This is a genomic window from Actinophytocola sediminis (assembly GCF_054779715.1).
The window spans coordinates 87,006-113,371 of record NZ_BAAGXS010000091.1 but is presented as its reverse complement, the minus strand read 5'-3'; the positions used below and the strand labels follow the sequence as shown (position 1 = coordinate 113,371).

20 protein-coding genes are annotated in these 26,366 nt (G+C 70.7%); 8 read left to right on the top strand and 12 right to left on the bottom strand.

Going from position 1 to position 26,366, the window contains the following annotated elements; genetic code table 11:
- From ACYVIP_RS40710 to ACYVIP_RS40695, 4 genes are all read right to left on the bottom strand, one after another.
- A partial coding sequence (locus tag ACYVIP_RS40710) for an ATP-binding protein (RefSeq protein WP_460406432.1) occupies nt 1-2,412 on the bottom strand: 2,412 nt, incomplete at its 3' end.
- Nucleotides 2,413-2,423: 11 nt separating this feature from the next.
- On the bottom strand, nt 2,424-2,609 hold the full coding sequence (locus ACYVIP_RS40705) for a hypothetical protein (RefSeq protein ID WP_460406431.1): 186 nt from the start codon (nt 2,607-2,609) through the stop codon (nt 2,424-2,426).
- A gap of 255 nt (nt 2,610-2,864) precedes the next feature.
- On the bottom strand, nt 2,865-3,068 hold the full coding sequence (locus ACYVIP_RS40700) for a DUF397 domain-containing protein (protein WP_460406430.1): 204 nt from the start codon (nt 3,066-3,068) through the stop codon (nt 2,865-2,867).
- A gap of 24 nt (nt 3,069-3,092) precedes the next feature.
- Nucleotides 3,093-3,941 carry a helix-turn-helix domain-containing protein gene (locus ACYVIP_RS40695; protein WP_460406429.1) on the bottom strand — a complete coding sequence of 283 codons (849 nt, stop codon included), beginning with the start codon at nt 3,939-3,941 and terminating at the stop codon, nt 3,093-3,095.
- A gap of 291 nt (nt 3,942-4,232) precedes the next feature.
- On the opposite strand from ACYVIP_RS40695, the gene ACYVIP_RS40690 reads away from it, so the two are divergent.
- Nucleotides 4,233-4,592, top strand: a complete 360-nt coding sequence (locus ACYVIP_RS40690; protein WP_460406428.1) for a hypothetical protein — start codon at nt 4,233-4,235, stop codon at nt 4,590-4,592.
- 149 nt (nt 4,593-4,741) lie between these two features.
- On the opposite strand, the gene dacB is transcribed toward ACYVIP_RS40690, so the two are convergent.
- The 6 genes from dacB to ACYVIP_RS40660 all read right to left on the bottom strand — a co-directional run bounded on the left by dacB (nt 4,742) and on the right by ACYVIP_RS40660 (nt 11,348).
- Complete coding sequence (gene dacB, locus ACYVIP_RS40685) at nt 4,742-6,268, bottom strand: D-alanyl-D-alanine carboxypeptidase/D-alanyl-D-alanine endopeptidase (RefSeq protein WP_460406427.1); 1,527 nt, start codon at nt 6,266-6,268, stop codon at nt 4,742-4,744.
- Between the two features lie 101 nt (nt 6,269-6,369).
- On the bottom strand, nt 6,370-7,293 hold the full coding sequence (gene tesB / locus ACYVIP_RS40680; protein ID WP_460406426.1) for an acyl-CoA thioesterase II: 924 nt from the start codon (nt 7,291-7,293) through the stop codon (nt 6,370-6,372).
- Between the two features lie 31 nt (nt 7,294-7,324).
- A complete protein-coding gene (gene pyk, locus ACYVIP_RS40675) occupies nt 7,325-8,749 on the bottom strand; it encodes a pyruvate kinase (RefSeq protein ID WP_460406425.1) in 1,425 nt (474 codons plus the stop codon).
- Nucleotides 8,750-8,823: 74 nt separating this feature from the next.
- Nucleotides 8,824-9,498 (bottom strand): DUF2461 domain-containing protein, encoded by a 675-nt coding sequence (locus ACYVIP_RS40670; RefSeq protein WP_460406424.1) that lies wholly within the window; start codon nt 9,496-9,498, stop codon nt 8,824-8,826.
- A gap of 70 nt (nt 9,499-9,568) precedes the next feature.
- Nucleotides 9,569-10,543 carry a trypsin-like serine peptidase gene (locus tag ACYVIP_RS40665; RefSeq protein ID WP_460406423.1) on the bottom strand — a complete coding sequence of 325 codons (975 nt, stop codon included), beginning with the start codon at nt 10,541-10,543 and terminating at the stop codon, nt 9,569-9,571.
- An 88-nt stretch (nt 10,544-10,631) separates the two neighbouring features.
- The gene (locus tag ACYVIP_RS40660) at nt 10,632-11,348 is read right to left on the bottom strand and encodes a hypothetical protein (protein WP_460406422.1); all 717 of its coding nucleotides are present in this window, start codon (nt 11,346-11,348) and stop codon (nt 10,632-10,634) included.
- A gap of 67 nt (nt 11,349-11,415) precedes the next feature.
- Here ACYVIP_RS40660 and ACYVIP_RS40655 point away from each other — a divergent pair, with 67 nt between their 5' ends.
- Entirely contained in the window at nt 11,416-12,867 is a 1,452-nt protein-coding gene (locus ACYVIP_RS40655; RefSeq protein ID WP_460406421.1) for an aromatic amino acid ammonia-lyase, read from the top strand.
- 48 nt (nt 12,868-12,915) lie between these two features.
- On the opposite strand, the gene ACYVIP_RS40650 is transcribed toward ACYVIP_RS40655, so the two are convergent.
- Both ACYVIP_RS40650 and gltB read right to left on the bottom strand, forming a co-directional pair.
- The gene (locus ACYVIP_RS40650) at nt 12,916-14,430 is read right to left on the bottom strand and encodes a glutamate synthase subunit beta (RefSeq protein WP_460406420.1); all 1,515 of its coding nucleotides are present in this window, start codon (nt 14,428-14,430) and stop codon (nt 12,916-12,918) included.
- Nucleotides 14,423-18,991, bottom strand: a complete 4,569-nt coding sequence (gene gltB / locus ACYVIP_RS40645; protein ID WP_460406419.1) for a glutamate synthase large subunit — start codon at nt 18,989-18,991, stop codon at nt 14,423-14,425. The genes ACYVIP_RS40650 and gltB overlap by 8 nt, the downstream gene beginning before the upstream one ends.
- A 378-nt stretch (nt 18,992-19,369) precedes the next feature.
- Between gltB and ACYVIP_RS40640 the strand changes: the two genes are divergently transcribed.
- The 6 genes from ACYVIP_RS40640 (at nt 19,370) to ACYVIP_RS40615 (ending at nt 26,344) form a co-directional block, all read left to right on the top strand.
- Nucleotides 19,370-20,788 (top strand): carbohydrate-binding protein, encoded by a 1,419-nt coding sequence (locus ACYVIP_RS40640; protein WP_460406418.1) that lies wholly within the window; start codon nt 19,370-19,372, stop codon nt 20,786-20,788.
- 114 nt (nt 20,789-20,902) lie between these two features.
- Nucleotides 20,903-22,189 (top strand): ABC transporter substrate-binding protein, encoded by a 1,287-nt coding sequence (locus ACYVIP_RS40635; RefSeq protein ID WP_460406417.1) that lies wholly within the window; start codon nt 20,903-20,905, stop codon nt 22,187-22,189.
- A gap of 7 nt (nt 22,190-22,196) precedes the next feature.
- The gene (locus ACYVIP_RS40630) at nt 22,197-23,120 is read left to right on the top strand and encodes a carbohydrate ABC transporter permease (RefSeq protein ID WP_460406416.1); all 924 of its coding nucleotides are present in this window, start codon (nt 22,197-22,199) and stop codon (nt 23,118-23,120) included.
- A 1-nt stretch (nt 23,121) separates the two neighbouring features.
- On the top strand, nt 23,122-23,958 hold the full coding sequence (locus ACYVIP_RS40625; protein ID WP_460406415.1) for a carbohydrate ABC transporter permease: 837 nt from the start codon (nt 23,122-23,124) through the stop codon (nt 23,956-23,958).
- The gene (locus tag ACYVIP_RS40620) at nt 23,955-25,325 is read left to right on the top strand and encodes a GH1 family beta-glucosidase (protein ID WP_460406414.1); all 1,371 of its coding nucleotides are present in this window, start codon (nt 23,955-23,957) and stop codon (nt 25,323-25,325) included. Before ACYVIP_RS40625 ends, ACYVIP_RS40620 begins: the two co-directional genes overlap by 4 nt.
- Nucleotides 25,322-26,344, top strand: a complete 1,023-nt coding sequence (locus ACYVIP_RS40615) for a LacI family DNA-binding transcriptional regulator (protein ID WP_460406413.1) — start codon at nt 25,322-25,324, stop codon at nt 26,342-26,344. The genes ACYVIP_RS40620 and ACYVIP_RS40615 overlap by 4 nt, the downstream gene beginning before the upstream one ends.
- The last annotated feature ends 22 nt before the right edge of the window (nt 26,345-26,366 follow it).

Genomic DNA, 26,366 nt, shown 5'->3' with positions numbered 1-26,366 from the left:
GGCCCGCCGCCGCCCGGCCGCCGCGGCCGCCTCGGCGCACAGCGCCACCCCGAGGGCGGCGATCCGGATGCCGACCAGCGTCCACTGCCCGCCGACCCGCTCCACCCACGCCAGCGCGTCCCGCACGTGCCGGATGCCATCCTGGTAACGCCCCTGCCACAGCGCCAGCTCGGCGCCGGCGGCACCCATGGTGGCGCCGAGCTGGAAGTCCCGGTCCCATTCGGGGCGCAGCTCGGCCGCCAGCCGGGCGGCGTCCGCCAGCCGGCCCCGGCCGATCATCACCGCGCTGCTGACCGCGGCGAGCCTGGCCGAGACCGTGCTGGACACCCGCTTGCCCGGCGGCTCGGCGGCCGCCTCGCTCTCGTCCCAGTCGCCGCGGGCGTACCGGGTGATCACCTTCATCACCCGTAGCTCGAGGCCGTAGGTTCCCCAGGTCAGGCCGGTGCTCCTGGCCCGGTCGATGCCCTCGTCGATGATCCGCACCGCGTCGTCGAGCTCGCCCCGCTCGTAGTGGTTGAACCCGAGGTAGTGCCAGGCGCGCAGCTCGACGGCGGGCACGTCGTCGGCCTGGGCGAGCCGTTGGGCGGCGTGCAGCCGGTCGCGGCTGCGCTCGACCAGCCCCTCGGCCTCGTCCAGCGCGCCGAGGGTGACCAGCGCGTCGGCCTCCACGCCGGACTCACCGACCTCCTGGGCGGTCCTCACCGCCAGCTCGGCGAACGTGCGGGCGTCGAGCGGCTCGCGCAGACCGCGCAGGATCCCCGCGTACACCGTGAGCACCCAGGCCTTCTCACAGCCCGCCGGCAGGTCGGCGACGCGCGCCCAGGCCCGTTCGATCATCTCGCGGGCCTCCTGCTCACGACCCTCGAGGACGAACAGCGCGGACGCGAGCCGCCGCATGGCCATGCCGGCGATCTCCGGGTCGCCCGCCGGGTCGAGCAGCTTGACCGACTGCCTGGCGAAGGCCGCCGCCCGCTCCGGCTCGCCCGCGCTGCCCGCCATGTGCGAGGCCTTGCGCAGCAGCTTTCCCTCGTTCAGGTCCGGGGGGCGCTGGTCGGCGGGCACCGCCTCCCACAGCTTCAGCGCCCGCTCGAAGTGGTGCAGCGCCTCGGTCGGCGCGCCGTACTGCCCGGCCTCCACCCCGGCGGCCACCGACGCGGTGAGCGCCTGGGGCAGTTGGTGGCTCTCCATGCTGTGGTGGGCCAGCGCGGCCGCGATGCCCCGCCGGTCGTGCCGGCCGACCAGCCTGGCGGCGTAGGCGCTGTGCAGCCGCACCCGCTCGCCGGGCAGCAGGTCGCCGTACACGGCCTCGCGCAGCAGCGCGTGCCGGAAGGCGTAGATGGCGATCCCCTGCTCCGACCTGGGGACCAGCACGTGGTGCTGCACCGCCTCGCGCAGGGCCTCCTCCAGGTCCGGCTCGGCGAGCTCGTCGACGTCGAGCAGCGTGCCGTGCGTGACCCGGCGGCCGCCGACCGAGGCCACCCGGATCACCTGCTGGGCCACCGGGGAGAGCCGCTCGACGCGGGAGAGCAGCACGTCGACCAGGGTCGCCGGCAGGCCACCGCCCGCGCTGCGGTCGGCGTAGGCGGCGACCAGCTCCTCGGCGAAGAACGCGTTGCCCTCCGACCGGCCGGCGACCTCGCGGACCACGTCCTCGGGCAGTACCTCGTCGGCGAGCGCGGCGACGAACGTGTGGGAGTCGGCGTCGCCGAACGGGGTCAGCTCCAGCCGCTCGGTGGCCGGCAGCCGGACGAGCTCGGCGAGCAGTTGGCGCAGCGGATGGCGGCGGTGCAGGTCGTCGCCGCGGTAGGTGCCGACGATGAACAGCCGCTGGTCGCGCAGCCGGGAGACCAGGAACGCCAGCAGCCAGCGGGTGGAGCCGTCCGCCCAGTGCAGGTCCTCCAGCACGAGCACGACGCACCGGTCGGCCGCCAGGTCGGTCAGCAACCCGTGCACGGCGTCGAACAGCTGCAGCTGGCCGATGTCCTGTTCGGACCGGCCGCCGCGGGCGCCGCGCCCGGCGAGCACCACACCGGTGCCCGGCATCTCGCCGACCGACTCGTCGCCGGCGGCCGGGAGCATCTGGTCGGGCAGCAGCCTGGTGAGCGCCGGGTGGGTGGCAACGGCCTGCGCCGGGTCCGGGAGCTGGGCCATCGCCTCGACGAAGGGCAGGTAGGGCAGGCCGGTCTCGCCGGCGTCCAGGCACCGGCCGGTGAGCACGACGGCGTCCTTGTCCCTGGCCAGCGCGGCCAGCTCCTCGGTCAGCCTGGTCTTGCCGACACCGGCGTCGCCGGAGATGAGTAAGGCCGCCGCGTTGCCGGCGGCGGCCTGTTCGAAGGTGGCGCGCAACCGGCCGAGCTCCCGGTCACGTGCCACCAGCGCGATACCGGAGCCAAGGCGTGCCACGCTCTGCATGCTCGCACACCTCAGAGGGCGGGCCGTACCTGATTAACCGGGCCGGGCGCCTCATCCGTCCGGTAGCCGAACACTCGCCGCCACCAGGGGCGCCGCCTGCTCCGGGCCGCACGCACGTGCGCCAGCTCGTCGCCGCTGAGCGCGTGCTCCAGTCGGTAGTCCATCTCGACCCTGATGAACTCGGGGGTGACCATCATCTCGACTCCTCGTCGCTGTGCAATCCGTGACGAGAGTCAGAGTCGTCCTGAGGTCGCCTGCCAGGCATCGGAGGTTCGCGCAGACCTCAGGTGCGGCTGGCTGTACCCGTGTGGGGGATGTCGTAAGGGGTGGGGTAAGGCGGGGTAAGGGGCGGCGCCGACGGTGCTCCAGGGTCCGGGGGGCACGTGGGCTGCCGATCGTCAAGGCTAGGCCTCGACGGGAACCATGCCGGCGGTGCCGGCGTAGTTCACTGGTCAGGCGTCGAGACGCCCCTCCTTCACCGCGCCCATGAAGGCGTTCCACTGTCCGCTGGCGAACTCGATGTGACCAGCCGCCGGCCGCTTCGAATCGCGCACCGCAGCGCCGATTCTGGCCACGACAAGCTCGACACAGTCGTTGCCCGCACCACTACGGCTGCTCTTGCGCCAGTCTGCACCCGTCAGGTCAGAAAAGGTCAACACTCTGCTCCTCTCAAGGATTACCTAGGTCAGCCGGTCGGCGACCTGAGCGACCAATGCCACGGTGTCGTCCGGCTTCAGCGCCGCCGCACGCAAATGATCGAACATCAACGTATACCGATAAACGTCCGATGGCTGTTCCAAGTAGACGCCAGTTGTGGTGTTCTCGACGTAGACCACGTCCGGATCGGCCTGCTCGGGGAAGCCGAGGATGAGGAAGGGGCCCTCCATGCCGGCGTGCGCGCCCGAGGAGAACGGGACGACCTGCAGGGTCACGTGCGGCAGCCCGGCCAGCTCGACCAGCCGGTTCAGCTGCTCGCGCATGATGTCCGCGCCGCCGACCGTGCGGTAGAGCACGGCCTCGTCGAGGACCGCCCAGTACTCCGGCGGGCTCTGGTCGGTGAGCAGCTTCTGTCTGGCCGACCTCGCCTTGACCCGCAGGTCGACCTCGCCCTCGGTCGCGTCCGGACGGATCGCCCGGTGCACGGCCCTGGCGTAGCCCTCGGTCTGGAGTAGACCGGGCACCAGCAGCGCCTGGTGGGTGCGCAGGGACGCGGCGTCGGACTCCAGGCCGACGAACGAACCGGTGAACACCTCGTTGTAGGCGTGCCACCACCCCTTCTTGCGGGCCTCGCGGGCCAACTGGACAAGCGCGTCGCGCTCGTCATTATCGATTCCGTACACCTCGAGCATGTCCCGGACGTCGCGCGGGGTGACCCCGACGTGACCGGTCTCGATGCGACTGATCTTGGAGGCCGAACACTCCAGTTTCTCGCCGACCTCGTCAATGGTCAGTTCGGCGGCATCGCGCAGCCTGCGCAGTTCGCTCGCAAGTCGCCGACGCCGAACCGTCGGACTTGGACCTCGCGCCAACCAGATCACCTCGTCTTTGTCATGGCCTTCACCAGATGGCCTTCACCAGGGTGCGTTTCCCCGATTTCTCGAAACCGGGGATTAATCCGAGAAACTCGGAACAGATTGCCTGCGCTGAGTAGACAACTCCACCCAGGACCGTTCCGCGTCACCCGATCGTGTACTGCAACTTGCAGAATGCGGGTCCCTCACCGCAAGCTGCTTATGCGACCGACTCGTTGTTCGGGAACACGCAAGGTCGATGCAGGCAAGGTTAAGCCCTTCGTAATCGTCGGTTCAACGGGAGTCACGGTGAGTAGCCCGATCTTTGGCCAGCTGGAGACGTCGCTGGCCGACTATCTGACCGATATATCCGGTCGCGCGCGGCACGGCGACGACCGCGCCGCGGCCGACGTGGCCCGCTCCGAACTGCCCAAACTGATCGAAGCCCTGCTCGGGGTGCTCGACGAGCACTCCCCGGACAGCACCGGGCGCTGCACGAACTGCCGGCCCGGCCGGTTCAGCCGCACCCCGGCACCCTGCCGTGCCTACCTGACCGCACACCTGTGCCTGGTGGACGTGACCGACGAGGCGCCAGAGGCCACCGTGCCGCTCCGCCGTCCGGCCATCGCCGGCCCCGGCCGGCACGCGGTCGTGCGCGTGTCCGGCTGACCCCTGATCCGCGAGCGCTCGGTTTTGCCCGAACCGCCGCTCGCCTCGGGTGACCCGCTCCCCTTTTCCCCCCGGGTCACCTGGCAAGGAGGCGGGTCCGGAGCCGTCCCACCGACCCTCCGGACCCGCCCCTCAGCAACTCCGCGGGGTCAGCAGGCTTTCTGCCAGCTGCACTCGATGGGGTGTTCAGTCCTGGCGGTGGGGGTGTGGGTGGGGGCGGTGGTCGTGCCGCCCTGCTCGGCCAGGCGGATGGCGATCTTGTCCTCGATGGCCTTCGCGTTCACGTCGATCGTGTTGTTGGTGATCATCGAGAAGATCCACCGCTCGCCGGCCGCCGTGTCGACGTAGCCGGACAGCCCGGAGACGCCGGTCAGCGAGCCGGTCTTCGCGTGCACCGTGCCCTCGGCCGCGGTCCCGGCCATCCGGCTGCGCAGCGTCCCGCCGGTCAGCCGGTCGGGGTTGCCGGCGATCGGCAGTGCCTCGTACCACGCGCCGAACCACGGCCGGTCCGCCGCGCCGGCCAGCAGCTGCGCCAGCTGGTCCGGGGAGATCTGGTCCATCCTGGACAATCCGGACCCGTCGGCCATGGACAGCCTGCCGGTGACGCCGAGGTCGGTCAGCGCGCCGGTCAGCGCGGTCCGGCCGGCGTGCCAGCTGCCGTCGCCGGCCACCGCCCGGCCCATCGACTTGACCAGGATCTCGGCGTGCAGGTTGTTCGACAGCTTGAGGAACGGCACCTGCAGCTCCCGCAACGGCATCGACTCCCGGCTGGCCACCGCCGTCGCGTCCGCCGGGGTCGCCGCCCGCACGGTCGGGCCGAGCACCCGCACCCCGTGCCGCGCGAGCGCCGACCGGAACAACGCGGCCGCGTAGTCGGTCGGCTCCCAGACCGCCATCCACTCGGTCGTGGCCGCGCCGCCGGCCGGGACGGAGCCGGTCACGGTGAACGTGTTCCCGCCGTGCTCCCGGTCGACGGTCACGGTGTTCGCCGACCCCGGCGCGCCGGTGGTCGCCCGGTTCACCACCCGCACGTAGTCGGTCGGCGGCTCGGTACTCACCACCGCCCGCGCCCCGGCCGCCCCCGGCGCCACCCGCACGATCACCGAGCCGGCGTCGAAGTCGGCGTCCGGCGACACGGTCAGCGCGGACACCTGCGCGTTGTAGTAGTACGGCTCGTCGTCCCACGCCCAGGACAGGCCGAGCCGCACGTCGTCGAACCAGGTGTCGTCGGCCGCCAGCCTGCCGGTGACCAGCCGGACCCCGCTACGCGCGACCCGTGCGGCCAGGTCGTCGTAGTCCTTGGCGAGCATCGTCGGGTCGCCGGTGCCCCTGAGGTACAGGTCGCCGTCGAGCACCGTGCCCCGCCGGCGGCCGCTGCTCGCGACCGACGTGGTGAAGGTGTGGTCCTCGCCGAGCACCTCCAGCGCGGCGGCCGACGTCGCGAGCTTCGCGTTCGACGCCGGCTGACGGCGGCGGTCGGCGGCACGCTGGTAGACGACCTCGCCGTCGAGCGTGGTCACCACCAGGCCGACGTCGGCGCCGGCGAGGCCGGGGTCGGCGAGGATGGTGTCCAGGTCGGCGCCGAGGCTGTCCTGGTCGTGTGCCTGGACCGGGGCGGCACCGACCAACAGGATCAGGCCGGCCAGCAGGGCGGTCAGGCGTAAGGGTCTGCGCACAGGGGCTCCTGAGGTGGTCAGGGAAGGTCAAGGTGAAGAATCCTCCTACTCGAAGGACTCCCTGACAATCACCAACAAGAGGCAACCACCAACAAGGAGGGTCAGTCGAAGACCCGCAGCAGCCCCTCCTGCACCACGGTGGCGATCAACGTGCCGTCCTGCGCGAAGAACCGGCCGGTCGCGAGCCCCCGCGCGTTCGACGCGCTCGGCGAGGTGCTGTCGTAGAGGAACCACTCGTCCGCGCGGAAGGGCCGGTGGAACCACAGCGCGTGGTCCAGGCTCGCGCCGACGACGTTGTCATAACCCCAGTACAGCCCGTGCCGCACCAGGATCGAGTCGAGCAGGGTCATGTCCGAGGCGTAGGTCAGCACGCACACGTGCAGCAGCTCGTCGTCGGGCAGCGTGCCGTCGGCGCGCATCCACACCCGGTTGCCGCCCTCGCCCCGGCCGTGCTCCCTGGCCGTCCACGGCGGCTCGGTGACGTAGCGGATGTCGATCGGCCGCGGCAGGGTGGCGAGCACGCCGAGCTTGTCGACCAGCTCGGCCATGCCCGCCGCCCGGTTGGGCAGCGTCTCCGGGTGCGGCACGTCCGGCATCAGGTCCGCGTGGTCCAGACCGTCCTCCCGCAGGTGGAACGACGCGGACAGGGAGAAGATCGCCTTGCCGCGCTGGACCGCGACCACCCGCCGGGTGGTGAACGACCGACCATCCCGGATCCGGTCGACTTCGTACACGATCGGGATGTTCGGGTCCCCTGGCCGGATGAAGTACGCGTGCAGCGAGTGGACCTTCCGCTCCGCCGGCACGGTCCGGCCGGCGGCCACCAGCGCCTGCCCGGCGACCTGCCCGCCGAAGACCCGCACCGGGGACTCCGCCGGGCTGACGCCGCGGAAGATGTTCTCCTCGATCCGCTCCAGGTCGAGCAGCGCGACCAGATGGTCCAGCACCGGCTGACCGGTCGCCACCTCGCGCCCGGCACGCAGCTCCGCCAGATCGGCGGCCGCCTGTCGCGCCGCTTCGGTCATTCGCCGCTCCTCTGGCCAGGCGTACGCGGCCTCAGGCGTGGTCCTCCTCGCCGAGCCGGTGCACCCGGATGAGGTTAGTGGAGCCGACCGTCCCCGGTGGGGAGCCTGCGACGACCACCACAAGATCCCCTGGCTGGTAGCGCCCGATGGACAGCATCGAGGTGTCCACCTGGCGGACCATGAGGTCGGTCGAGTCCACCTCGGGCACCATGAACGTCTCCACCCCCCAGGTCAGCGCCAGCGCGCTGCGCACGGCGGGCTCGGGAGTGAAGGCCAGCAACGGCAGGTGGGTGTGCAGCCGCGCCAGGCGGCGCACGGTGTCCCCGGACTGGGTGAACGCGACCAGCGCCTTGGCGTTGAGCCGCTCGCCGATGTCCCGCGCCGCGTAGGACAGCACGCCCCGCTTGGTGCGCGGCACGTGGGTCAGCGGCGGCACCACCGTCGACTCGCTCTCCACGGCCTCGACGATCCGGCTCATGGTCTCCACGGTCTCGATCGGGTACCGGCCGACGCTGGTCTCGCCGGAGAGCATCACCGCGTCCGCGCCGTCGAGCACCGCGTTGGCCACGTCGGAGGCCTCGGCCCTGGTCGGCCGGGAGTTGTTGATCATGGACTCCAGCATCTGGGTCGCCACGATCACCGGCTTCGCGTTCTCCCGCGCGATCTGGATGGTGCGCTTCTGCACCAGCGGCACCTGCTCGAGCGGCAGCTCGACGCCGAGGTCGCCCCGGGCCACCATGACCCCGTCGAAGGCGAGCACGATCGCCTCGAGGTTGGACACCGCCTCCGGCTTCTCCAGCTTGGCGATCACCGGCACCCGGCCGCGGCCGACCCGGTCCATCACCTGGTGCACCAGGTCGATGTCGGCCGGGGACCGCACGAACGACAACGCGACGAAGTCCACCCCGAGCTGGAGCGCGAACTCCAGGTCCTCGATGTCCTTCTCCGACATCGCCGGCACGGAGACGTCCATACCCGGCAACGAGATGCCCTTGTTGTTGCTGACCTTGCCGCCCTCGGTGACCTCGCAGACCACGTCCGGCCCGTCCACCTCGGTCACCGTCAGCCCGACGTTGCCGTCGTCCACCAGCAGCCGGTCGCCGGGACGCGCGTCCCTGGCCAGGCCCTTGTAGGTGGTGGAGACCCGGTCGTGGGTGCCGGCGACGTCCTCGACGGTGATCCGCACGACGTCACCGACCCGCCATTCGGCCTTGCCGTTGGCGAACGTGCCGAGGCGGATCTTGGGACCCTGCAGGTCGCCCATGATGCCTACGGCTCGTCCCGACTCGTCGGAAGCGGCGCGCACCAGGTCGTAGACCTGCTTGTGGTCACCGTGGCTACCGTGGCTGAAGTTCATCCTGGCGACGTCCATGCCGGCCGCGACCAGGTCGCGCACCTTCTCCGGGGTCGCCGTCGCCGGTCCCAGAGTGCATACAATCTTCGCTCGTCGACTCACAGGTACGCAGCCTAGCGCCCAATCCTGGAACGATCCCGAAGAACCCAGCAATAATCGGCGGATCGATACAGAAATTACCTCGCCGTTCGCTTTTCGGTGACCCCGACGTGGTCCCGTGCCCACTCGTTGAACGGCCGCAGGGCCCGGAAGGCCCTGCGCACCCGGTCCAGCAGCACCCGCTCGTGCAGCACGTCGTCCGGCTCCCAGGTGCGCACCGCGTAGACCGAGCGGTACCGGAGCAGGTCGATGCGCGGGTGGTCGGGATCGACACCGCGCGGCCGGGTGCGCAGCCGGTCGCCCTTGAGCTCCCAGCCCGCCTTGGTCAGCTTGGCCAGGATCCTCGCCAGGGCCTCGCCGTGGATCTGCTCGGCGACCGCGGCGCGGAAGCGGGCCAGCTGGTCGGACTCGAGGTGGAAGCACCCGCCGCCGGTGCGCACGCCGTCGGGCCCGAGCTCGACGTAGTACGCGCCCGCGCCCCGGCCGGCCTCGATGACGCCGCCGCAGTGGGTCTTGTACGGGGTCTTGTCCTTGGCGAACCGCACGTCCCGGAAGGGCCGGAACACGGTCACCCTGGAGTCGTCGGCGGCGAACTCACCGGTCAGCTCCGCGAGCAGCGCCGTCATCGGCTCCCGCACGTCGGCCTGGTAGATGTGCTTGTTGTCGGTCCAGTAGGACTTGGAGTTGTCCGCTACCAGGCCGTCGTAGAAGTCGATCGCATGCTCGCCGAAGCCGGTGAATCGCGTGCTCATCGTGGCGAGAATAGGCCGGTGGCGGGGACGACTCGACAACGACTCCGGGCCACCCGCCACCGGCCCCGCCTCAGGCCGCCTGCGCGGCGTTGTACACGCCCTGGGCGTCGGCGCCGAAGTACGGGCCGAACATCCACAGCGAGATGAGGTTGATCTTGTAGCTGTTCACCGAGTTCTGGATCCCGGTGCCGGTGTCCTCGTTGAAGTCGAGGAACCACGGGCCGCCGCTGGAGCCGCCCGTCATGTCACAGGTCATGCCGATGCCGTCGCTGATCAGCGCGTCGAAGGTGGCGCCGCTGCAGTAGATCATCCGGGTGCCGTCGTAGGGATCGGCGGCCGGCCAGCCGAAGGCGTACATGTCCTGGCCGCGCTCCTGGTTGAACGCGACGCCCTGACCGCCGACGACGTCGGTGAGGTTGCGGCCGTTCAACGGGTTGACCACCGCCGCGCCGACGTCGTAGTTGATGTCCTCGGTGGCCGTCCACTGCGGGGTGGCCAGCGTGGCACGCGCGGTCCAGGTGCCGTGCGGGGCGTCGCCGTTGTCGTAGGCCGGGACGAACACCCAGTCGGTGTGCCAGGCGCCGTCCAGCTTCACGCAGTGCCCAGCGGTGAGCACGACGCTCTTGTTCCCGCTGGTCACGGCGTTTCCGCTGCACGATGCCTGCTGGCCGCCGTAGCTGAAGAAGACCCGGCCCGCGGTGGCCTGCACCGCGCCGCCGCCCGGCCATTCCCCGCCGCCCTCCGGGAACACCATCGGCAGCAGGTCGTTGAGCAGCGACGAGGTCGGCCCGACGACCTGGGGAGCGCCCTGCCGGACGTCCTGGGTCAGCTTCGACGTGTCGGTCCTCGGCAGCAGCCGGTCGAGCGGGATCGCCGCGCGCATCGCCGCCGGCGTCCAGGTCTCGGCGGCCGAGGCCGCGCTGGTCGTCAGGTGGTGCACCCCGACAGCCGGTGCCGCGGCCGCCGAACTCACCGGCGCCACGAACACCGTCACCGCAAGCCCGCTCGCCACCACTGCTACGGCGGACCGCCAGTTACTCCTCATTGGTACCTACCTTTCGGACCACCCATTCAGGTGTCATCCATACAGGGGATAGGTGGTCACCAAGGTCAACGAGGAGGTGCGGCGGAGGTTACCCAAACAGCCGTGGCAGATAACGCAGCGTCGCGTGCAGCGTCACCAGCAGGTCCAGGTCGAGAAAGCACTGCTGGCCAAGCAGTTTCGGGTGTTCGGTGGTATCCAGGACGCGGAGCTCGCACCGGTCGCCGAACATCGGCAGCAGCGCCAGCGGTCCGATCCGGACCGGTTCGCGGGCCAGTTCGCCGCCGCTGGCCAACCACAGAGCGTGTGCGAACTCCGTCGCCTGATCAGGGGTCAGATCGAGTTCCCAGTGCGCGTCCCGATCAGCCGCGATCGAGTCCCAGATGGTCGCGAACAGCTGCTCGTCGAAGTAGTTGTGCGCCACCTCGAGCACCAGCAGGCCGGGCTGGCGCGGAGCACCCTCGGTGACCGCGTCCCACCAGCAGACCTCGACCAGATGGCGGTGATCCAGACCACGGGCCGCTCTGGCGAAGGCGGGCAGGCCGGCCGCGGCGACCGCGGCCGCACAGGCCTCCTCGAAGGTCCGCGCCGGCCGGCCGGGCACCCGCCCGGCGATGGCCGAGGCGACCACGGCGGCGTCCACCCAGTGATCGCGCAGCACCAGCACCTGCGCCGACCAGCCACCGAGGGTGTGTCGCAGCCGCACTCCCCGACCGTCCACAGTGCACAACGTGTTCACGCTGGGTCCCGGCCGGAATCCCAGGGGGGCAAGGCGATCGACGAGATCAGCTGGCAGGTCGGCGAGCATCGCGGGAATGCTAGTAAGGGGGAAGTCCACAATGGCGCATGGTGATGCGATTGGTATGGGAGCGCCGATGAGTGATCGAACAGAGCTGGTGGTCGACGGCCGGACCCTGAGCTGCGCGGACGTGGAACGCGTCGCCGACAACGAGGTGACCGTCCTGGTGGCCCCGGCCGCCGCCGAGACCGCCGAGGCGGCCTGGCGCCTGGTCACCGAGCTGTCCGCGCGCCGGGAGATCTACGGCCGCACGACCGGGGTCGGCGCCAACCGCGACCTGACCGTCGACGAGGACGCCGGCCCCGAGCACGGCCGGCGGCTGTTACGCAGCCACGCGGGCGGCACCGGCGAGTTCCTGCCCGCCCGCACCCTGCGCGCGATGCTGCTGATCAGGCTCAACCAGCTGGCCACCGGCGGCTCCGGCGCCCACCCTCGGCTGCTGACCGCGCTGGCCGACGCCCTCACCACCGGTGCCGTGCCGCGGATCCACCGCACCGGCGCGATCGGCACCGGCGACCTCACCGCACTCGCCGAGACCGCGCTGGCGCTGATCGGCGAGGCGCCGTGGTGGCTCGGCGACCTGGCGCCGGTGTCGCTGGACACGTCCGACGCGCTGGCGTTCATGTCCAGCAACGCCGCCACCCTCGCCGAGGCCGTGCTGGCGACCCTGGAGCTGGACCGCCTGCTGCGCGCGAGCCACGCGGTGGCCGCGCTGTCCTACGTGGTCCTCGGCGGCTCGGCGGAGGCCTACGCGACGCCGGTGCACGCCGCCCGGCCGCACCCCGGCCAGGTCCGCTGCGCGGCCGAGATGCGGCGGCTGCTCGGCATGACCGGCCTGCCCCAGCCGGGCCGCCGCATCCAGGACCCGTACGGCCTGCGGGCGTTTCCCCAGGTCCAGGGACCGGCACTGGACGCGCTCGGCTACCTCAGGGAGGTGCTCAGCGTGGAGATCAACGCCGCCACCGAGAACCCGATGGTCTCCCTGTCGGCCGGCGACGTCTTCCACCACGCGCACTTCCACACCGCCTACGTCGCGGTGGCCCTCGACCAGGCGCGCGCGACCATCCACCACGTGGCGGAGCTGTCGGCGACCCGGCTCGGTGACCTGGTGGAGCCCTCGTTCACCGACCTGCCGGCGTTCCTGGCGGTCGGGCCGCCCGGCAGCTCGGGGGTGATGATCCTGGAGTACGTCACGCACGACGCGCTGGCCGCGCTGCGCCAGGCCGCGCTGCCGGTCACGCTCGGCACGGCCGTGGTGTCCCGCGGGGTGGAGGACCACGCCAGCTTCGCCACCCAGGCCGCGCGCCAGGCCGGTGCGGTGGCCACCGCCTACCGGCACGTGCTGGCCTGCGAGCTGGTGGCCGCGGTCCGCGCGCTGCGCATGCGCCCGGCCGACCTGATGGACCTGCCGATCCGGGACGCCTTCGCCATCGCCGACGCCGTGCTCGACCCCAGCCTGGCCGACCGCCCACTCTCGGCCGACATCGAAGCCGCCGCCGCCGTACTCGACCAGCTCGCGGAGATCTGAAAGCCCTGAATGCCTCATTCGGGACGCTCAACGTCCGCAATGAGGCATTCAGACGACCGCCAGCGGCAGGGCGGTCGGGTGCACCGGGGACGGCAGGTCGGACGCGCCGGTCAGGTAGGCGTCGACCGCGCTGGCCACCGAACGGCCCTCCGCGATCGCCCACACCACGAGCGAGGCGCCGCGGTGCGCGTCACCGCAGACGAACACGCTCTCGGCCGCGGTCTGCCAGTCGGTGCCGCAGGAGATGGTGCCGCGCGGGGTCAGCTCGATGCCCAGCGCGGGCAGCAGCGGCAGGTGCTCGACACCCTCGAACCCGATCGCCAGCAGGATCAGCTCGGCCGGCACCTGCTCGACCTGGTCGCCGACCGGGGCGACCTCGCGGCGCCCGGTCTCCGGGTCCCTGCGGACCACGACCTCCCGCAGGCGCACCGACTCGGCGGCGTCCGTGCCGACGACCTGCTCGACCGCGACCGCGAACCGCCGCTCCCCGGCCTCCTCGTGCACCGGGTAGTTCCGCAGGATCCACGGCCACACCGGCCACGGCGAGACCTCGTCGTCGCGCGCGGCCGGTGGCCGCGGGTACTGGTCGAGCTGGGTGACCGACAGCGCGCCCTGCCGGGTGGCCGTGCCGTAGCAGTCGGCCGCGGTGTCGCCGCCGCCGATGATCAGCACGTGCCTGCCCTCGGCGGAGATCGACGTCGGCCCGTCGCCCGCGCACTCCCGGTTCGCCGCCACCAGGTACTCCATCGCCAGGTGCACGCCGTCGAGCTGGCGGCCGGCCAGCTCCGGCGCGTCCCGCCCGCGCAGCGCGCCGACGGCGAGCACCACGGCGTCGTAGGAGCCGCGCAGCGTGTCCACCGACAGGTCGCCCGGCTGGTCACCGCCGACCTCGCAGCCGGTGACGAACCGGGTGCCCTCCTCCCGCAGCTGCGCCAGCCGCCGGTCGAGGGACTTCTTCTCCATCTTGAACTCGGGAATGCCGTAGCGCAGCAGGCCACCGAGCCGGTCGTCGCGCTCGTAGACGGTGACCTCGTGGCCGGCGCGGGTCAGCTGCTGGGCGGCGGCGAGCCCGGCCGGGCCGGAGCCGACCACCGCGACCCGCTTGCCGGAGGACACCGCGGCCTGCCTGGCCCACACCAGGTCGCGCTCCCACGACACGTCCGCGATCGCCTCTTCCACCCGCTTGATCGTCACCGACCCGCCGGACAGCGGCGAGATCGACAGCACGCAGCCCGCCTCGCACGGCGCAGGGCACAGCCGGCCGGTGAACTCCGGGAAGTTGTTGGTGGCGTGCAGCCGCTCGCTGGCCGATGCCCAGTCGCCGACCCGGACCAGGTCGTTCCACTCCGGGATCAGGTTCCCGAGTGGACACCCGGCCGATCCCGAGTGGCAGAACGGGATCCCGCAGTCCATGCAGCGACCGGCCTGGGTGCGGACCTCCTGGTCGCGCTCGGCCGGCTCCTGGTCGCGGTAGACCTCGCGCCAGTCCGCCAGCCGGTCGCCGACCGGGCGCTTCGGCGCGTCCTTCTTGGTGTACTTGAGAAAGCCCTTGGGGTCAGCCACGCGATGCCTCCATGACCGCCTCGTCGATGTCCCGGCCCTCGGCGGCGGCCAGCCGCATCGCGTCCAGCACCCGTTGGTAGTCGCGCGGCATCACCTTGGTGAACGACGCCGCCCGCCTGGTCCAGTCACCCAGCAGCGACGCGGCCACCGCCGAGCCGGTGTCGCGCTGGTGTGCGGTCACGACCTCGCGCAACCACCGCAGGTCCTCACCGTTGGGGCGCTGCAGGTCGACCATCGCCGGGTTGACCAGTTTCTCGTCCAGGTCGAGCACGTAGGCGATGCCGCCGGACATGCCGGCCGCGAGGTTGCGCCCGGTCGGCCCGAGCACCACCGCCCGGCCGCCGGTCATGTACTCGAACGCGTGGTCGCCGACACCCTCGGCGACGGCCACCGCGCCGGAGTTGCGTACACAGAACCGTTCGCCGACCCGGCCGCGCAGGAAGATCACGCCGGCGGTCGCGCCGTAGCCGATCACGTTGCCGGCGATCACCTGCTGCTCGGCGGCGAAGGCCGAGTCCGGGTGCGGACGCACGATGATCCGCCCGCCGGACAGGCCCTTGCCGACGTAGTCGTTGGCGTCCCCGACCAGGTCCAGCGTGATGCCGGCCGGCAGGAACGCGCCGAGCGACTGCCCGGCGGAGCCCTCGAGTCCGATGTGGATGGTGCCGTCCGGCAGCCCGTCCCCGCCGTAGCGCCGGGTGACCTCCGAGCCGAGCAACGTGCCGACGGTCCGGTTCACGTTGCGCACCGGGAGATCAAGGCGCATCGGGTGCGCGTCCTCCAGCGCCGCCTCGGCGAGCTGGATGAGCGTGCGGTCCAGTGCCTGTTCCAGCCCGTGCTCCTGGCCGCGGACCCGCCGCCGGGCACCGGCGTAGGTGGTGGCCGGCACCTCGAAGATCGGCGAGAGGTCCAGCCCCTGTGCCTTCCAGTGCTCGACCGCCTCGACGGTGTCCAACAGCTCGGCGTGCCCGATCGCCTCGTCGATCGTGCGGAAACCGAGCTCTGCCAACAGTTCCCGCACCTCGTTGGCGACGAAGTGGAAGAAGTTGACCACGTGCTCGGCCTGGCCGGTGTAGCGCTCACGCAGCGCCGGGTTCTGGGTCGCCACGCCGACCGGGCAGGTGTCCAGGTGGCACACCCGCATCATCACGCAGCCGGCCACGATCAGCGGCGCGGTGGCGAAGCCGTACTCCTCCGCGCCGAGCAGCGCCGCGACCACCACGTCCCGGCCGGTCTTGAGCGCACCGTCGACCTGCACGGTGATCCGGTCCCGCAGACCGTTGAGCATCAACGTCTGCTGGGTCTCGGCGAGGCCGACCTCCCACGGGGTGCCGGCGTGTTTGAGCGAGTTGAGCGGCGACGCGCCGGTGCCGCCGTCGTGGCCGGAGATGAGCACGACGTCCGCGTGGGCCTTGGAGACCCCGGCGGCGACCGTGCCGACCCCGAGCTCACTGACCAGCTTCACGTGCACCCTGGCGTGCTCGTTGGCGTTCTTCAGGTCGTGGATGAGCTGCGCGAGGTCCTCAATGGAGTAGATGTCGTGGTGTGGTGGCGGGGAGATCAGCCCGACGCCAGCGGTGGAGTGCCTGGTGCGCGCGATCCACGGCCACACCTTGTTCGGCGGCAGTTGGCCGCCCTCCCCCGGCTTCGCGCCCTGGGCCATCTTGATCTGCAGGTCGGTGGCGTTCACCAGGTACTCGCTGGTGACGCCGAACCGCCCGCTGGCGATCTGCTTGATGGCCGAGCGGCGTTCCAGGTCGTAGAGGCGGTCGGTGTCCTCGCCGCCCTCGCCGGTGTTGGACCGGCCGCCGATCCGGTTCATCGCGATGGCCAGCGTCTCGTGCGCCTCCGCGCTGATCGAGCCGTAGGACATGGCGCCGGTGTTGAACCGCCGCAGGATCGACTCGACCGGCTCGACCTCGTCGAGCGGAATGGCCGTGCGCTTCTCGGCGCGGAACCGGAACAGCCCGCGCAGTGCCCCGCCCTCGCGGTTGAGCCGCTCGACCTCGTCGACATAGCGGCGATAGACCTGCTCCTCGCGGGTCTTGGTCGCGTGCTGCAACAGGAAGACGGTCTCCGGGGTGAACAGGTGCAGTTCGCCCTCGCGCCGGTAGGCGTACTCGCCGCCGGACTCCAGGCGCCGGTGTACCCGGTCGGTCGGGTTGTCCGGATGGGCGCGGCGGTGCCGGGTGGCGACCTCCTCGGCGATCACGTCGAGGCCGACGCCGCCGAGCTTGGACACCGTGCCGCTGAAGTACTCGTCCAGCACGTCGCGGGCGAGGCCGAACGCCTCGAACACCTGCGCCGCGGTGTAGGCGCCGACGGTCGAGATGCCCATCTTGGACATGATCTTGAGGACGCCCTTGACCAGCGCGGTCACGTAGTTGCGGATCGCCTGGGCCGGGTCGAGGCCGGTGATCGTGCCGCGCCGGATCTCGTTCTCGATGGTCTCGAACGCCAGGTACGGGTTGACCGCGGCGGCGCCGTAGCCGAGCAGCAGCGCGACGTGGTGCACCTCGCGGGCGTCCCCGGTCTCCACCACCAGCGCGACCCGCAGCCGCTCCTTGGTGCGCACCAGGTGGTGGTGCACCGCGGAGACCAGCAGCAGCGACGGGATCGGCGCCATCCGGTGGTCGGAGTCGCGATCGGACAGCACCAGGATCCGCGCGCCGCCGGCGATCGCCTCGGACGCCTCCCGGCGCACCCTGGAGATGGCCTCGACCAGCGCCTCCCCTCCACCGTCCACTTCATACAGTCCGGGGACCACCGTGCAGGCGTAGCCCGGCATGTCGCCGTCGTCGTTGACGTGGATGAGCTTGGCCAGCTCGTCGTTGTCGATCACCGGGTAGGGCAGCTGGATGTGCCGGCAGGACGCCGGGCTCGGCTCGAGCAGGTTCTGCTCCGGGCCCATGATGCGCTGCACGGAGGTGACGATCTCCTCGCGGATCGCGTCCAGCGGCGGGTTGGTCACCTGGGCGAAGTTCTGCTTGAAGTACTCGTAGAGCAGCCGGGAACGCTTGGACAGCGCGGCGGGCGGGGTGTCCGAGCCCATCGAGCCGATCGGCTCCGCGCCGGCCAGTGCCATCGGCGCCAGCAGGATCCGCAGCTCCTCCTCGGTGTAGCCGAAGGAGAGCTGGCGGCGCAGCACGGACTCGTTGGTCTGCACGACGTGTTCGCGGTCGGGCAGGTGGGCGATCTTGAGCAGCCCGGCGTGCAGCCACTCGCCGTAGGGCAGCTCGGCGGCCAGGTCGGCCTTGATCTCGTCGTCGTCGACGATCGTGCCGGCCGCGGTGTCCACAAGGAACATCCGGCCCGGCTGCAACCTGCCCTTGGCCACGATCTTCTCCGGTGGCACGTCGAGCACCCCGGTCTCGCTGGCGAGCACGACGCGGTCGTCGGTGGTGCGCCACCAGCGTGCCGGGCGCAGGCCGTTGCGGTCGAGCACCGCGCCGACGAGGGTGCCGTCGGAGAAGGTGACGCTCGCCGGCCCGTCCCACGGTTCCATCAGGCTGGAGTGGAATTTGTAGAAGGCCTTGCGCCTCGGGTCCATCGTGGCGTTGTTCTCCCAGGCCTCCGGGATCATCATCAACACCGAGTGCGGCAGCGAGCGGCCGCCGAGGTGCAGCAGCTCCAGCACCTCGTCGAAGGACGCCGAGTCCGAGCCGTCGGGGTCGCAGATGGGGTAGAGCCGGGTGAGGTCGCCCGGGATCAGGTCGGAGGCCAGCAGCGCCTCGCGGGCGCGCATCCGGTTGCGGTTGCCGCGGATCGTGTTGATCTCGCCGTTGTGCGCGACGAACCGGAACGGGTGGGCCAGCGGCCAGGACGGGAAGGTGTTGGTGGAGAAGCGACTGTGTACCAACGCGATCGCGCTGGCGAGCCGCTCGTCGGTCAGGTCGGAGAAGAACACCGGCAGCTGCGCGGTGGTCAACATTCCCTTGTAGACCATCGTGCGCGCGGACAGTGACGGGAAGTACACCCCGCAGCCGGCCGCGCCGCTCTCGTGCTCGGCGCGCTTGCGCAGACAGAAGGTCAGCCGGTCGAGCGCGATGCCGGCGACCCGGTCGCCGGCGGCGTCCGGCACGGCGGCCAGGAACGGCATCGCGAAGTGGGGCATCACCGACCGCGCGGTCGGGCCGACGTTGGCCTGTTCCGGCGCGATCGGCACCTCCCGCCAGCCGAGCACCTCCAGCCCCTCCTCCTCGGCGATGCGCTCGATCAGCGAGACCGCGGTGGCCCGCTCGTCGAGGCCCTGAGGCAGGAAGGCGAGGCCGGTGGCGTAGCTGTGGTCGCCGTTCTCGGCCGGGTCCGGCAGGTCGAAGTCGATCGCCGCACGCAGCAGCGCGTCCGGCAGTTGGAGCAGGATGCCCGCGCCGTCGCCGCTGGTCGGCTCGGCCCCGGCCGCCCCGCGATGCTCGAGGTTGGCCAGCGCCACCAGGGCGTCGGTGACGATCTGATGTGAACGTCGCCCCTGGATATCGGCGACCATGGCCACGCCACACGCGTCATGCTCGGCACTGGGGTCATACAGTCCCCGCGCAGTGGGAATGGCAGAAAAAATCACGCGTCGACCTCCCTCGTCGTCCTCGCGCTCAGTGGTGATACCTGGGCGCGGGACGGCGGTGGCCCGCGTGTTGACGTGAGCTTAACAGTCCCGAAACCCCTGAGCTACGCACAGAACGTGGATTATCGGCGTTGGGTGTAACGATTTGCGTGATCCACGCGATTCGCACGAGCGCCCTTCGTCCCTGGTGAGGACGTCCAGGCACCCGGCTCCGGCCTACTCCAGGGTAACCGAGCCTGCGCGAAAGGGAAGAGCGACCGTCCGTCATCAGCTGTTGACAACCCGCCGTGAGAGCGCTTCCATAGCAGACGGCAATATCTGCGGCTTGATTTCAGGCACTCGGAACCCTGCCCGAGCGTGACAAGGAGGTCACCGCCCATGCCCAGTACCCGTCCCCCGGCTCCCCCAGGCCGACCAGCCGGCCGGTCCCGCAGGCTGATCGCCGCGGGCGCCGCGGCCGCGGCCGTGCTCGCCGTGTTCCCGCCGACCAGTCCGGCACTGGCCACGGTCCCCCCACCCGACTCCGGCTGGACCCAGGTCTGGGCCGACGACTTCGACGGCTCGGCCGGCACCCTGCCGTCCTCGTCGAACTGGATCTACGACATCGGCCACGGCTACCCCGGCGGTCCGGCCAACTGGGGCACCGGCGAAATCGCTTACCACACAGACAATCCCGCGAACCTGAGCGTCGACGGGTCGGGCAACCTGCGGATCACGCCGCTGCGTGACGGCGCGGGCAACTGGACCTCGGCCCGCATCGAGACCAGGCGCGGGGACTTCCGCCCGCCATCCGGTGGCGTGCTGCGCATCGAGGGCCGGGTGCAGATGCCCAACATCACCGGCACCGAGGCACTCGGCTACTGGCCGGCGTTCTGGGCGCTCGGCTCGCCCTACCGGGGCAACTACTGGAACTGGCCGGGCATCGGCGAGTTCGACATCATGGAGAACGTCAACGGGATCAACTCCGTGTGGGCGGTGCTCCACTGTGGAGTCGCGCCGGGCGGCCCGTGCAACGAGAACAACGGCCTCGGCGCCAGCCGCGCCTGCCCCGGCTCGAGCTGTCAGTCGGCGTTCCACACCTACCGGTTCGAGTGGGACCAGAGCGTCTCGCCCAACCAGCTGCGCTGGTATGTCGACGGCCAGCAGTTCCACTCGATCAGCCAGAGCCAGCTGCCGGCCGACACGTGGAACCAGATGACCACCCACGCCGGGTACTTCATCCTGCTCAACCTCGCGATCGGCGGCGCGTTCCCCGACGGCGTGGCCGGGCGGGCGACGCCGGTGACCGAGACCGTGCCCGGCAGGCCGATGCTGGTCGACTACGTCGCGGTGTGGAGCCGGGGCGGTGGCGGCACCGACCCCGAGGAGCCGCCGCCGGGTGACGGCGGCAGCGCCTACGACCGCCTCGAGGCGGAGAACTTCCAGCAGCAGAGCGGACTCCAGACCGGCGGCACGACCGACGCCGGCGGTGGCAGCTATGTCGGCTGGGCGGCCAACGGCGACTGGGCCCGCTACGACGACATCGACTTCGGCTCCACCCCGGCACGCCAGTTCGTGGCCAGAGTGGCCTCCGGCGCGACGGGCGGGGTGAGCGGCCTGGTCGAGGTCCGGCTCGGCTCGCGCACCGCGACCCCGATCGGCAGCTTCTCGGTCGGCAACACCGGCGGCTGGGAGACCTGGCGCTCGGTGCCGGCCAACATCAGCCCGACCACCGGGGTGCACGACGTGTTCCTGACCTTCACCAGCGGCCAACCGGCCGACTTCGTCAACCTCAACTGGTTCACCTTCGCCCGCTGACCACAGCAGCGGCGCGCCCGCGCCGGCTCCTCGCACCCCATCGTCCCGGGTGCGAGGAGCCGGCCAGATTATTCAGGCCCCAATGAGAGCGCTCTCACGCAGGAGGACCCACCCATGCGGACATTACGACGACCCGGCGGCAGGCTGGCGGTGCTGGCCGCGGTGAGCGCCACCGTGCTCGCCGGGTGCGGCGGCGAGGACGCCGCGAGCCAGAACGGTGAGATCACGCTGACGATCAACGTCTTCGGCGACAACTTCTCGCTGCCGGACAACCGCGAGCTGTACGACGCCTACGAACGCACGCACGACAACATCACCATCGTGGAGAACCGGGGCGACTTCGGTACCCACCACCAGAACCTGCAGGCGCGGCTGACCGCCGGCTCCGGCACCGCAGACCTCGAGTTGGTCGAGGTCGGCCAGGTCTCCGGCTACATCGGCCAGCCGGACAAGTTCGTCAACCTCAACGAGCACGGCGTGGACACCGCGCAGTGGACCGACTCGACCGTGCAGCGAGCGTCCACTCCCGACGGTGGCACGCTGATCGGCCTGCCGACCGACATCGGCGGCCTGGCGATGTGTTACCGCAGCGACCTGTTCGCCGCCGCCGGCCTGCCGACCGACCGCGACGAGGTCTCCGCGCTCTGGCCGACCTGGGAGGACTACGTGGCCACCGGCGACCGGTTCCGCGCGAAGTCGCCGAAGGTCAAGTGGTTCGACGCGGGCGGGCACGTGTTCACCGGCGTGCTCGGCAACGAGGAGGAGACCTACTACAACGCCGACGGTGAGCTGATCGTCGAGCGGAACGAGACCGTGCGCGACGCGTGGGACCTGACCGTCGGGGCGATCGAGAAGGACCAGTCGGCCGCGCTCGCGGAGTTCTCCCCGGAGTGGAACACCGGCTTCCAGCAGGGCCAGTTCGCCACGATCACCTGCCCGGCCTGGATGATGGGCTACATCCAGGCCAACGCCGCGGACACCAAGGGCAAGTGGGACATCGCGAAGATCCCCGGCGGCTCCGGCAACTGGGGCGGCTCGTATGTGACCGTGCCGGCGCAGGGCGCGAACACCGACGCCGCGGTCGAGTTGGCCACCTGGCTGACCGCCCCGGAGCAGAACATCGAGCTGTTCAAGATGATCGGCAACTTCCCCAGCCAGACGAGCACCTGGACCGAGCCCGAGGTCGCGGAGTTCACCTCGGAGTTCTTCTCCGGCGCGCCCGCCGGCAAGATCTTCCCCGAGTCGTTGGCCGACGCGCCGGTGCAGATCTACGGACCGCAGAGCGGCGTCATCGGCAACACCTTCGCCGGCGCGCTGAACAGCGTGGAACAGGGCACCGATCCCGACAAGGCCTGGGAGTCGGCGATGAAGGACATCGAGGCCGCCGCTGGTGAGGGATGACGGCTGAATGAGGACCGACCGCCTCCGGTCGCGGCTGTATCGCCTTGACCTCAAGGGTTCGCCGTACCTGTACGTGTTCCCGTTCTTCGCGCTGTTCGCGGTGTTCGGCCTGTTTCCCCTGGTGTACACCGCGTTCATCTCCACGACCTCGTGGAGCCCGCGACGGCCGGGCAGTGAGGACGTCTCGGTCGGTCTTTCGAACTACCAGAACCTGTTGGGGGACGAGAACTTCCACAACGCGCTGCTCAACACCTTCGGCATCGGACTGGTGTCCACCGTGCCGCAGTTGGTGCTGGCGCTGGGGATCGCGCACCTGTTGAACTACCGGCTGCGCGGTCGGCTGCTGTTGCGGATGGGCGTTCTCGTCCCCTACATCACCTCGGTCGCCGCGGTCGCGCTGATCTTCAACCAGATCTTCGCCCGCGACTTCGGCCTGCTGAACTGGGTTCTCGCGCCGTTCACGGAGAACCCGATCGACTGGCGGGCGGAGAAGTGGGCCTCCTGGCTCGCGGTGTCGGCGATGGTTACCTGGCACTGGACCGGGTACAACGCGCTGATCTACCTGGCCGCCATGCAGACCATCCCCTACGAGCGCTACGAGTCCGCGTCGATCGACGGCGCGAGCAAGTGGCAGCAGTTCTGGTACATCACCATCCCGAGCCTGCGGCCGACGATCATCTTCACCGTCGTGGTGTCCACCATCGGCGCGCTGCAGCTGTTCGCCGAGCCGTTCCTGTTCGACACCACCAGAAACAACAACGGCGGCGCGGAACGGCAGTTCCAGACGGTCGTGCTTTACCTGTACCAACAGTTCTGGACCAACGGTCGCTACGGCTACGCGGCCGCGATCGCCTGGACGCTGTTCCTGATCACGGTGGTGATCGCGTTGGTCAACTTCCTGCTGGCCCGCCGGATCCGGTCGGAGGACTGAGATGGCCCCTCGACGCGCACCCGACCAGGCCCGCTGGGGCACCTACGCGATCCTGTTCGCCATCGTGGTGTTCTCGATCTTCCCGCTGTACTGGTCGATCGTGGTCTCCTCGCGGGACCAGTCCGCGATCGGCCGCTACCCACCGCCGCTGGTGCCCGGCGGGAACCTGCTGGAGAACATCTCCGCCGCGTTCGAGCAGGGCAACTTCGGGCTGGCGCTGGCCAACTCGGTGATCGTGGCCGGCACGATCACCGTGTCGGTGGTGTTCACCTCGACGCTGGCGGGGTTCGCCTTCGCCAAGCTGACCTTCCGCGGCAGAAGCGCGCTGTTCACCTCGGTGGTCGCGACCATGCTGGTGCCGACCCAGCTCGCGATCATCCCGCTGTACATCATGATCACCCAGTGGTTCGGCTGGTCCAACGACCTGCGCGGGGTGATCGTGCCGGCGTTGATGAGCGCGTTCGGCGTGTTCTTCATGCGCCAGTACCTGTACACGGCGATGCCGACCGAGCTGCTCGAGGCCGGCCGGGTGGACGGCGCGTCGACGATCCGCATCTACTGGAGCGTGGTGCTTCCGGTGGCCAGACCGGGTGCGGCGGTACTCGGTCTGCTCACGTTCATCACCTACTGGAACGACCTGTTCTGGCCGCTGATCCTGCTCAACACCCAGAACCCGACCGTTCAGGTGGCGATCGCGAACACGGCCAGCGGCATCGAGGTGGATTACTCGCTCGTGCTGGCGGGCACGGTGATCGCCACCTTCCCGATGCTGATCGTGTTCCTGCTACTCGGCCGACAGATCATCGGAGGAATCATGCAAGGGGCGGTGAAGGGATGACCAGGCTGACATTCCCGACCGGGTTCATGTGGGGTGCGGCCACGGCCGCGTACCAGATCGAGGGTTCGACCACTGTGGACGGTCGCGGACCGTCCATCTGGGACACCTTCGCGCACACCCCGGGACGGGTGGCCAACGGCGACACCGGCGACGAGGCCGCCGACCACTACCGCAGATTCGGCCAGGACGTGGCGCTGATGGCCGACCTCGGCCTGCCGGCCTACCGGTTCTCGGTGTCCTGGCCGCGCATCCAGCCAAGCGGCAAGGGCCCGGCCAACGCGGCCGGCCTCGACCACTACGACCGGCTGGTGGACGAGCTGGTGGCCAAGGGCATCACGCCGGTGCTCACGCTCTACCACTGGGACCTGCCCCAGGAGCTGGCGGACTCCGGTGGGTGGGCGGCGCGGGACACCGCGGCCAGGTTCGCCGAGTACGCCACGCTGGTCGGCGACCGGCTCGGCGACCGGGTGCCGTCCTGGACCACGCTCAACGAGCCGTGGTGCTCGGCGTTCCTCGGCTACAGCTCCGGCGAGCACGCGCCCGGCCACACCGATCCGGCGATGTCCCTGCGGGTCGCGCACCACCTGCTGCTGGCCCACGGCTACGGCACCCAGGCGCTGCGCGGCGTGCTGCCGGCCGACGCCCAGGTGTCGATCACGCTGAACCTGTCGGCGGTCTTCCCCGGCGCGACCTCGCCCGAGGCCACCAACGCGGTGCGCCGGATCGACGGGCTGGCCAACCGGCTGTTCCTGGACCCGTTGCTGCGCGGGGACTATCCGGCCGACGTGCGGCACGACACCGCCGGGTTGACCGACTGGTCGTTCGTGGTGGGCGGCGACCTGGCGGTGATCTCCACGCCCATCGACCTGCTCGGCATCAACTACTACTCCCCCACGCTGGTGGACTCCGGCGAGCCACGGCCGGGCCCGTCGCCGTGGCCGGGCTGTGCGGATGTCCGGTTCGTCACCCAGCCGGGGCCGACGACCGCGATGGGCTGGGCGATCGACGCGCAGGGCCTGCGGGCGGTGGTGCACCGGGTGCACGAGGAGTACGCGCCGGTGCCGCTGATGATCACCGAGAACGGCGCCGCGTTCGACGACGAGCTCGGCGTCGACGGGGTCCGTGACCAGGAGCGCATCTCCTATCTGCGGGACCATCTCGCGGTGGTGCACGAGGCGATCGAGGCGGGTGTGGACCTTCGGGGATACTTCGTGTGGTCGTTGCTGGACAATTTCGAGTGGGCCTACGGCTATTCGAAACGGTTCGGCATCGTGCATGTCGACTACCCGACCCAGCGCCGGGTGTGGAAGGACAGCGCGTACTGGTATCGCGAGGTGATCACGACGAACGGCATCGATCTTGAATGAGTGAGGTCTTCCTGCGGCGGCAGAAGCCGACCCTGGACACGGTCGCGGCGGCGGCCGGTGTCTCCCGCGCGACGGTGTCCAGGGTGATCAACGGCTCTCCGAGGGTCTCCTCGGAGGTCAAGGACGCGGTGGAGATCGCGATCAACCGCCTCGGCTACGTCCCCAACCGGGCCGCCCGCAGCCTGGCCATGCGCCGGACCGACTCGATCGCGCTGGTGATGCGCGAGCCGGACGCCACCGTGCTCGCCGACCCCTACCTCGGCAACATCATCATCGCCACCAGCCAGGCGCTGGTCGGCACCGGTGTGCAGCTGGTGCTGGTGAACGCGCAGAACGACGCCGAGCACGCCCGGCTCGCCGACTACGTCCGCAGTGGACACGTGGACGGCGTGCTGCTGGCGTCGATGCACGACGACGACCCGCTGCCAAGGCTGCTGCTCGACGCCGGCATCCCGACCGTGGTCGGCGGGCGGCCGCAGCGACACCTGCCCGGGCTGTCCTACGTCGACGTCGACAACGTCGGCGGCGCCCAACTGGCCGCCGAGCACCTGCTGGCCAGCGGCCGGCGGCGGATCGCGACGATCGCCGGGCCGCCGGACATGACCGCGGGCAAGGACCGGCTCGCGGGCTACCGACGGGCGCTGGCCGCGGCCGGGCGCAAGGCCGACCGGGTGGCCTACGGCGATTTCACCAGGGAGTCCGGCGAGCAGGCGATGGCCGCGCTGCTGTCGCGCCACCCCGACCTGGACGGCGTGTTCGCGGCCAACGACCTGATGGCGGTTGGCGCGCTGCGGGCGTTGCGGGCGGCCGGCCGGGTGGTGCCGGCCGACGTGGCGGTGATCGGCTACGACGACATCGAGCTGGCCAGGCACACCGAGCCCCCGCTGACCACGATCCACCAGCCGATCATCGACCAGGCCCGCACGATGACCGAGCTCCTGCTGACCCAGATCGGCGGCGACCCCACCGGCGACCCGGTGGTCCTCCCCACCGAACTGGTCCGCCGCGAATCCACCTGACCAACCATCGCCCCAGCGCGCC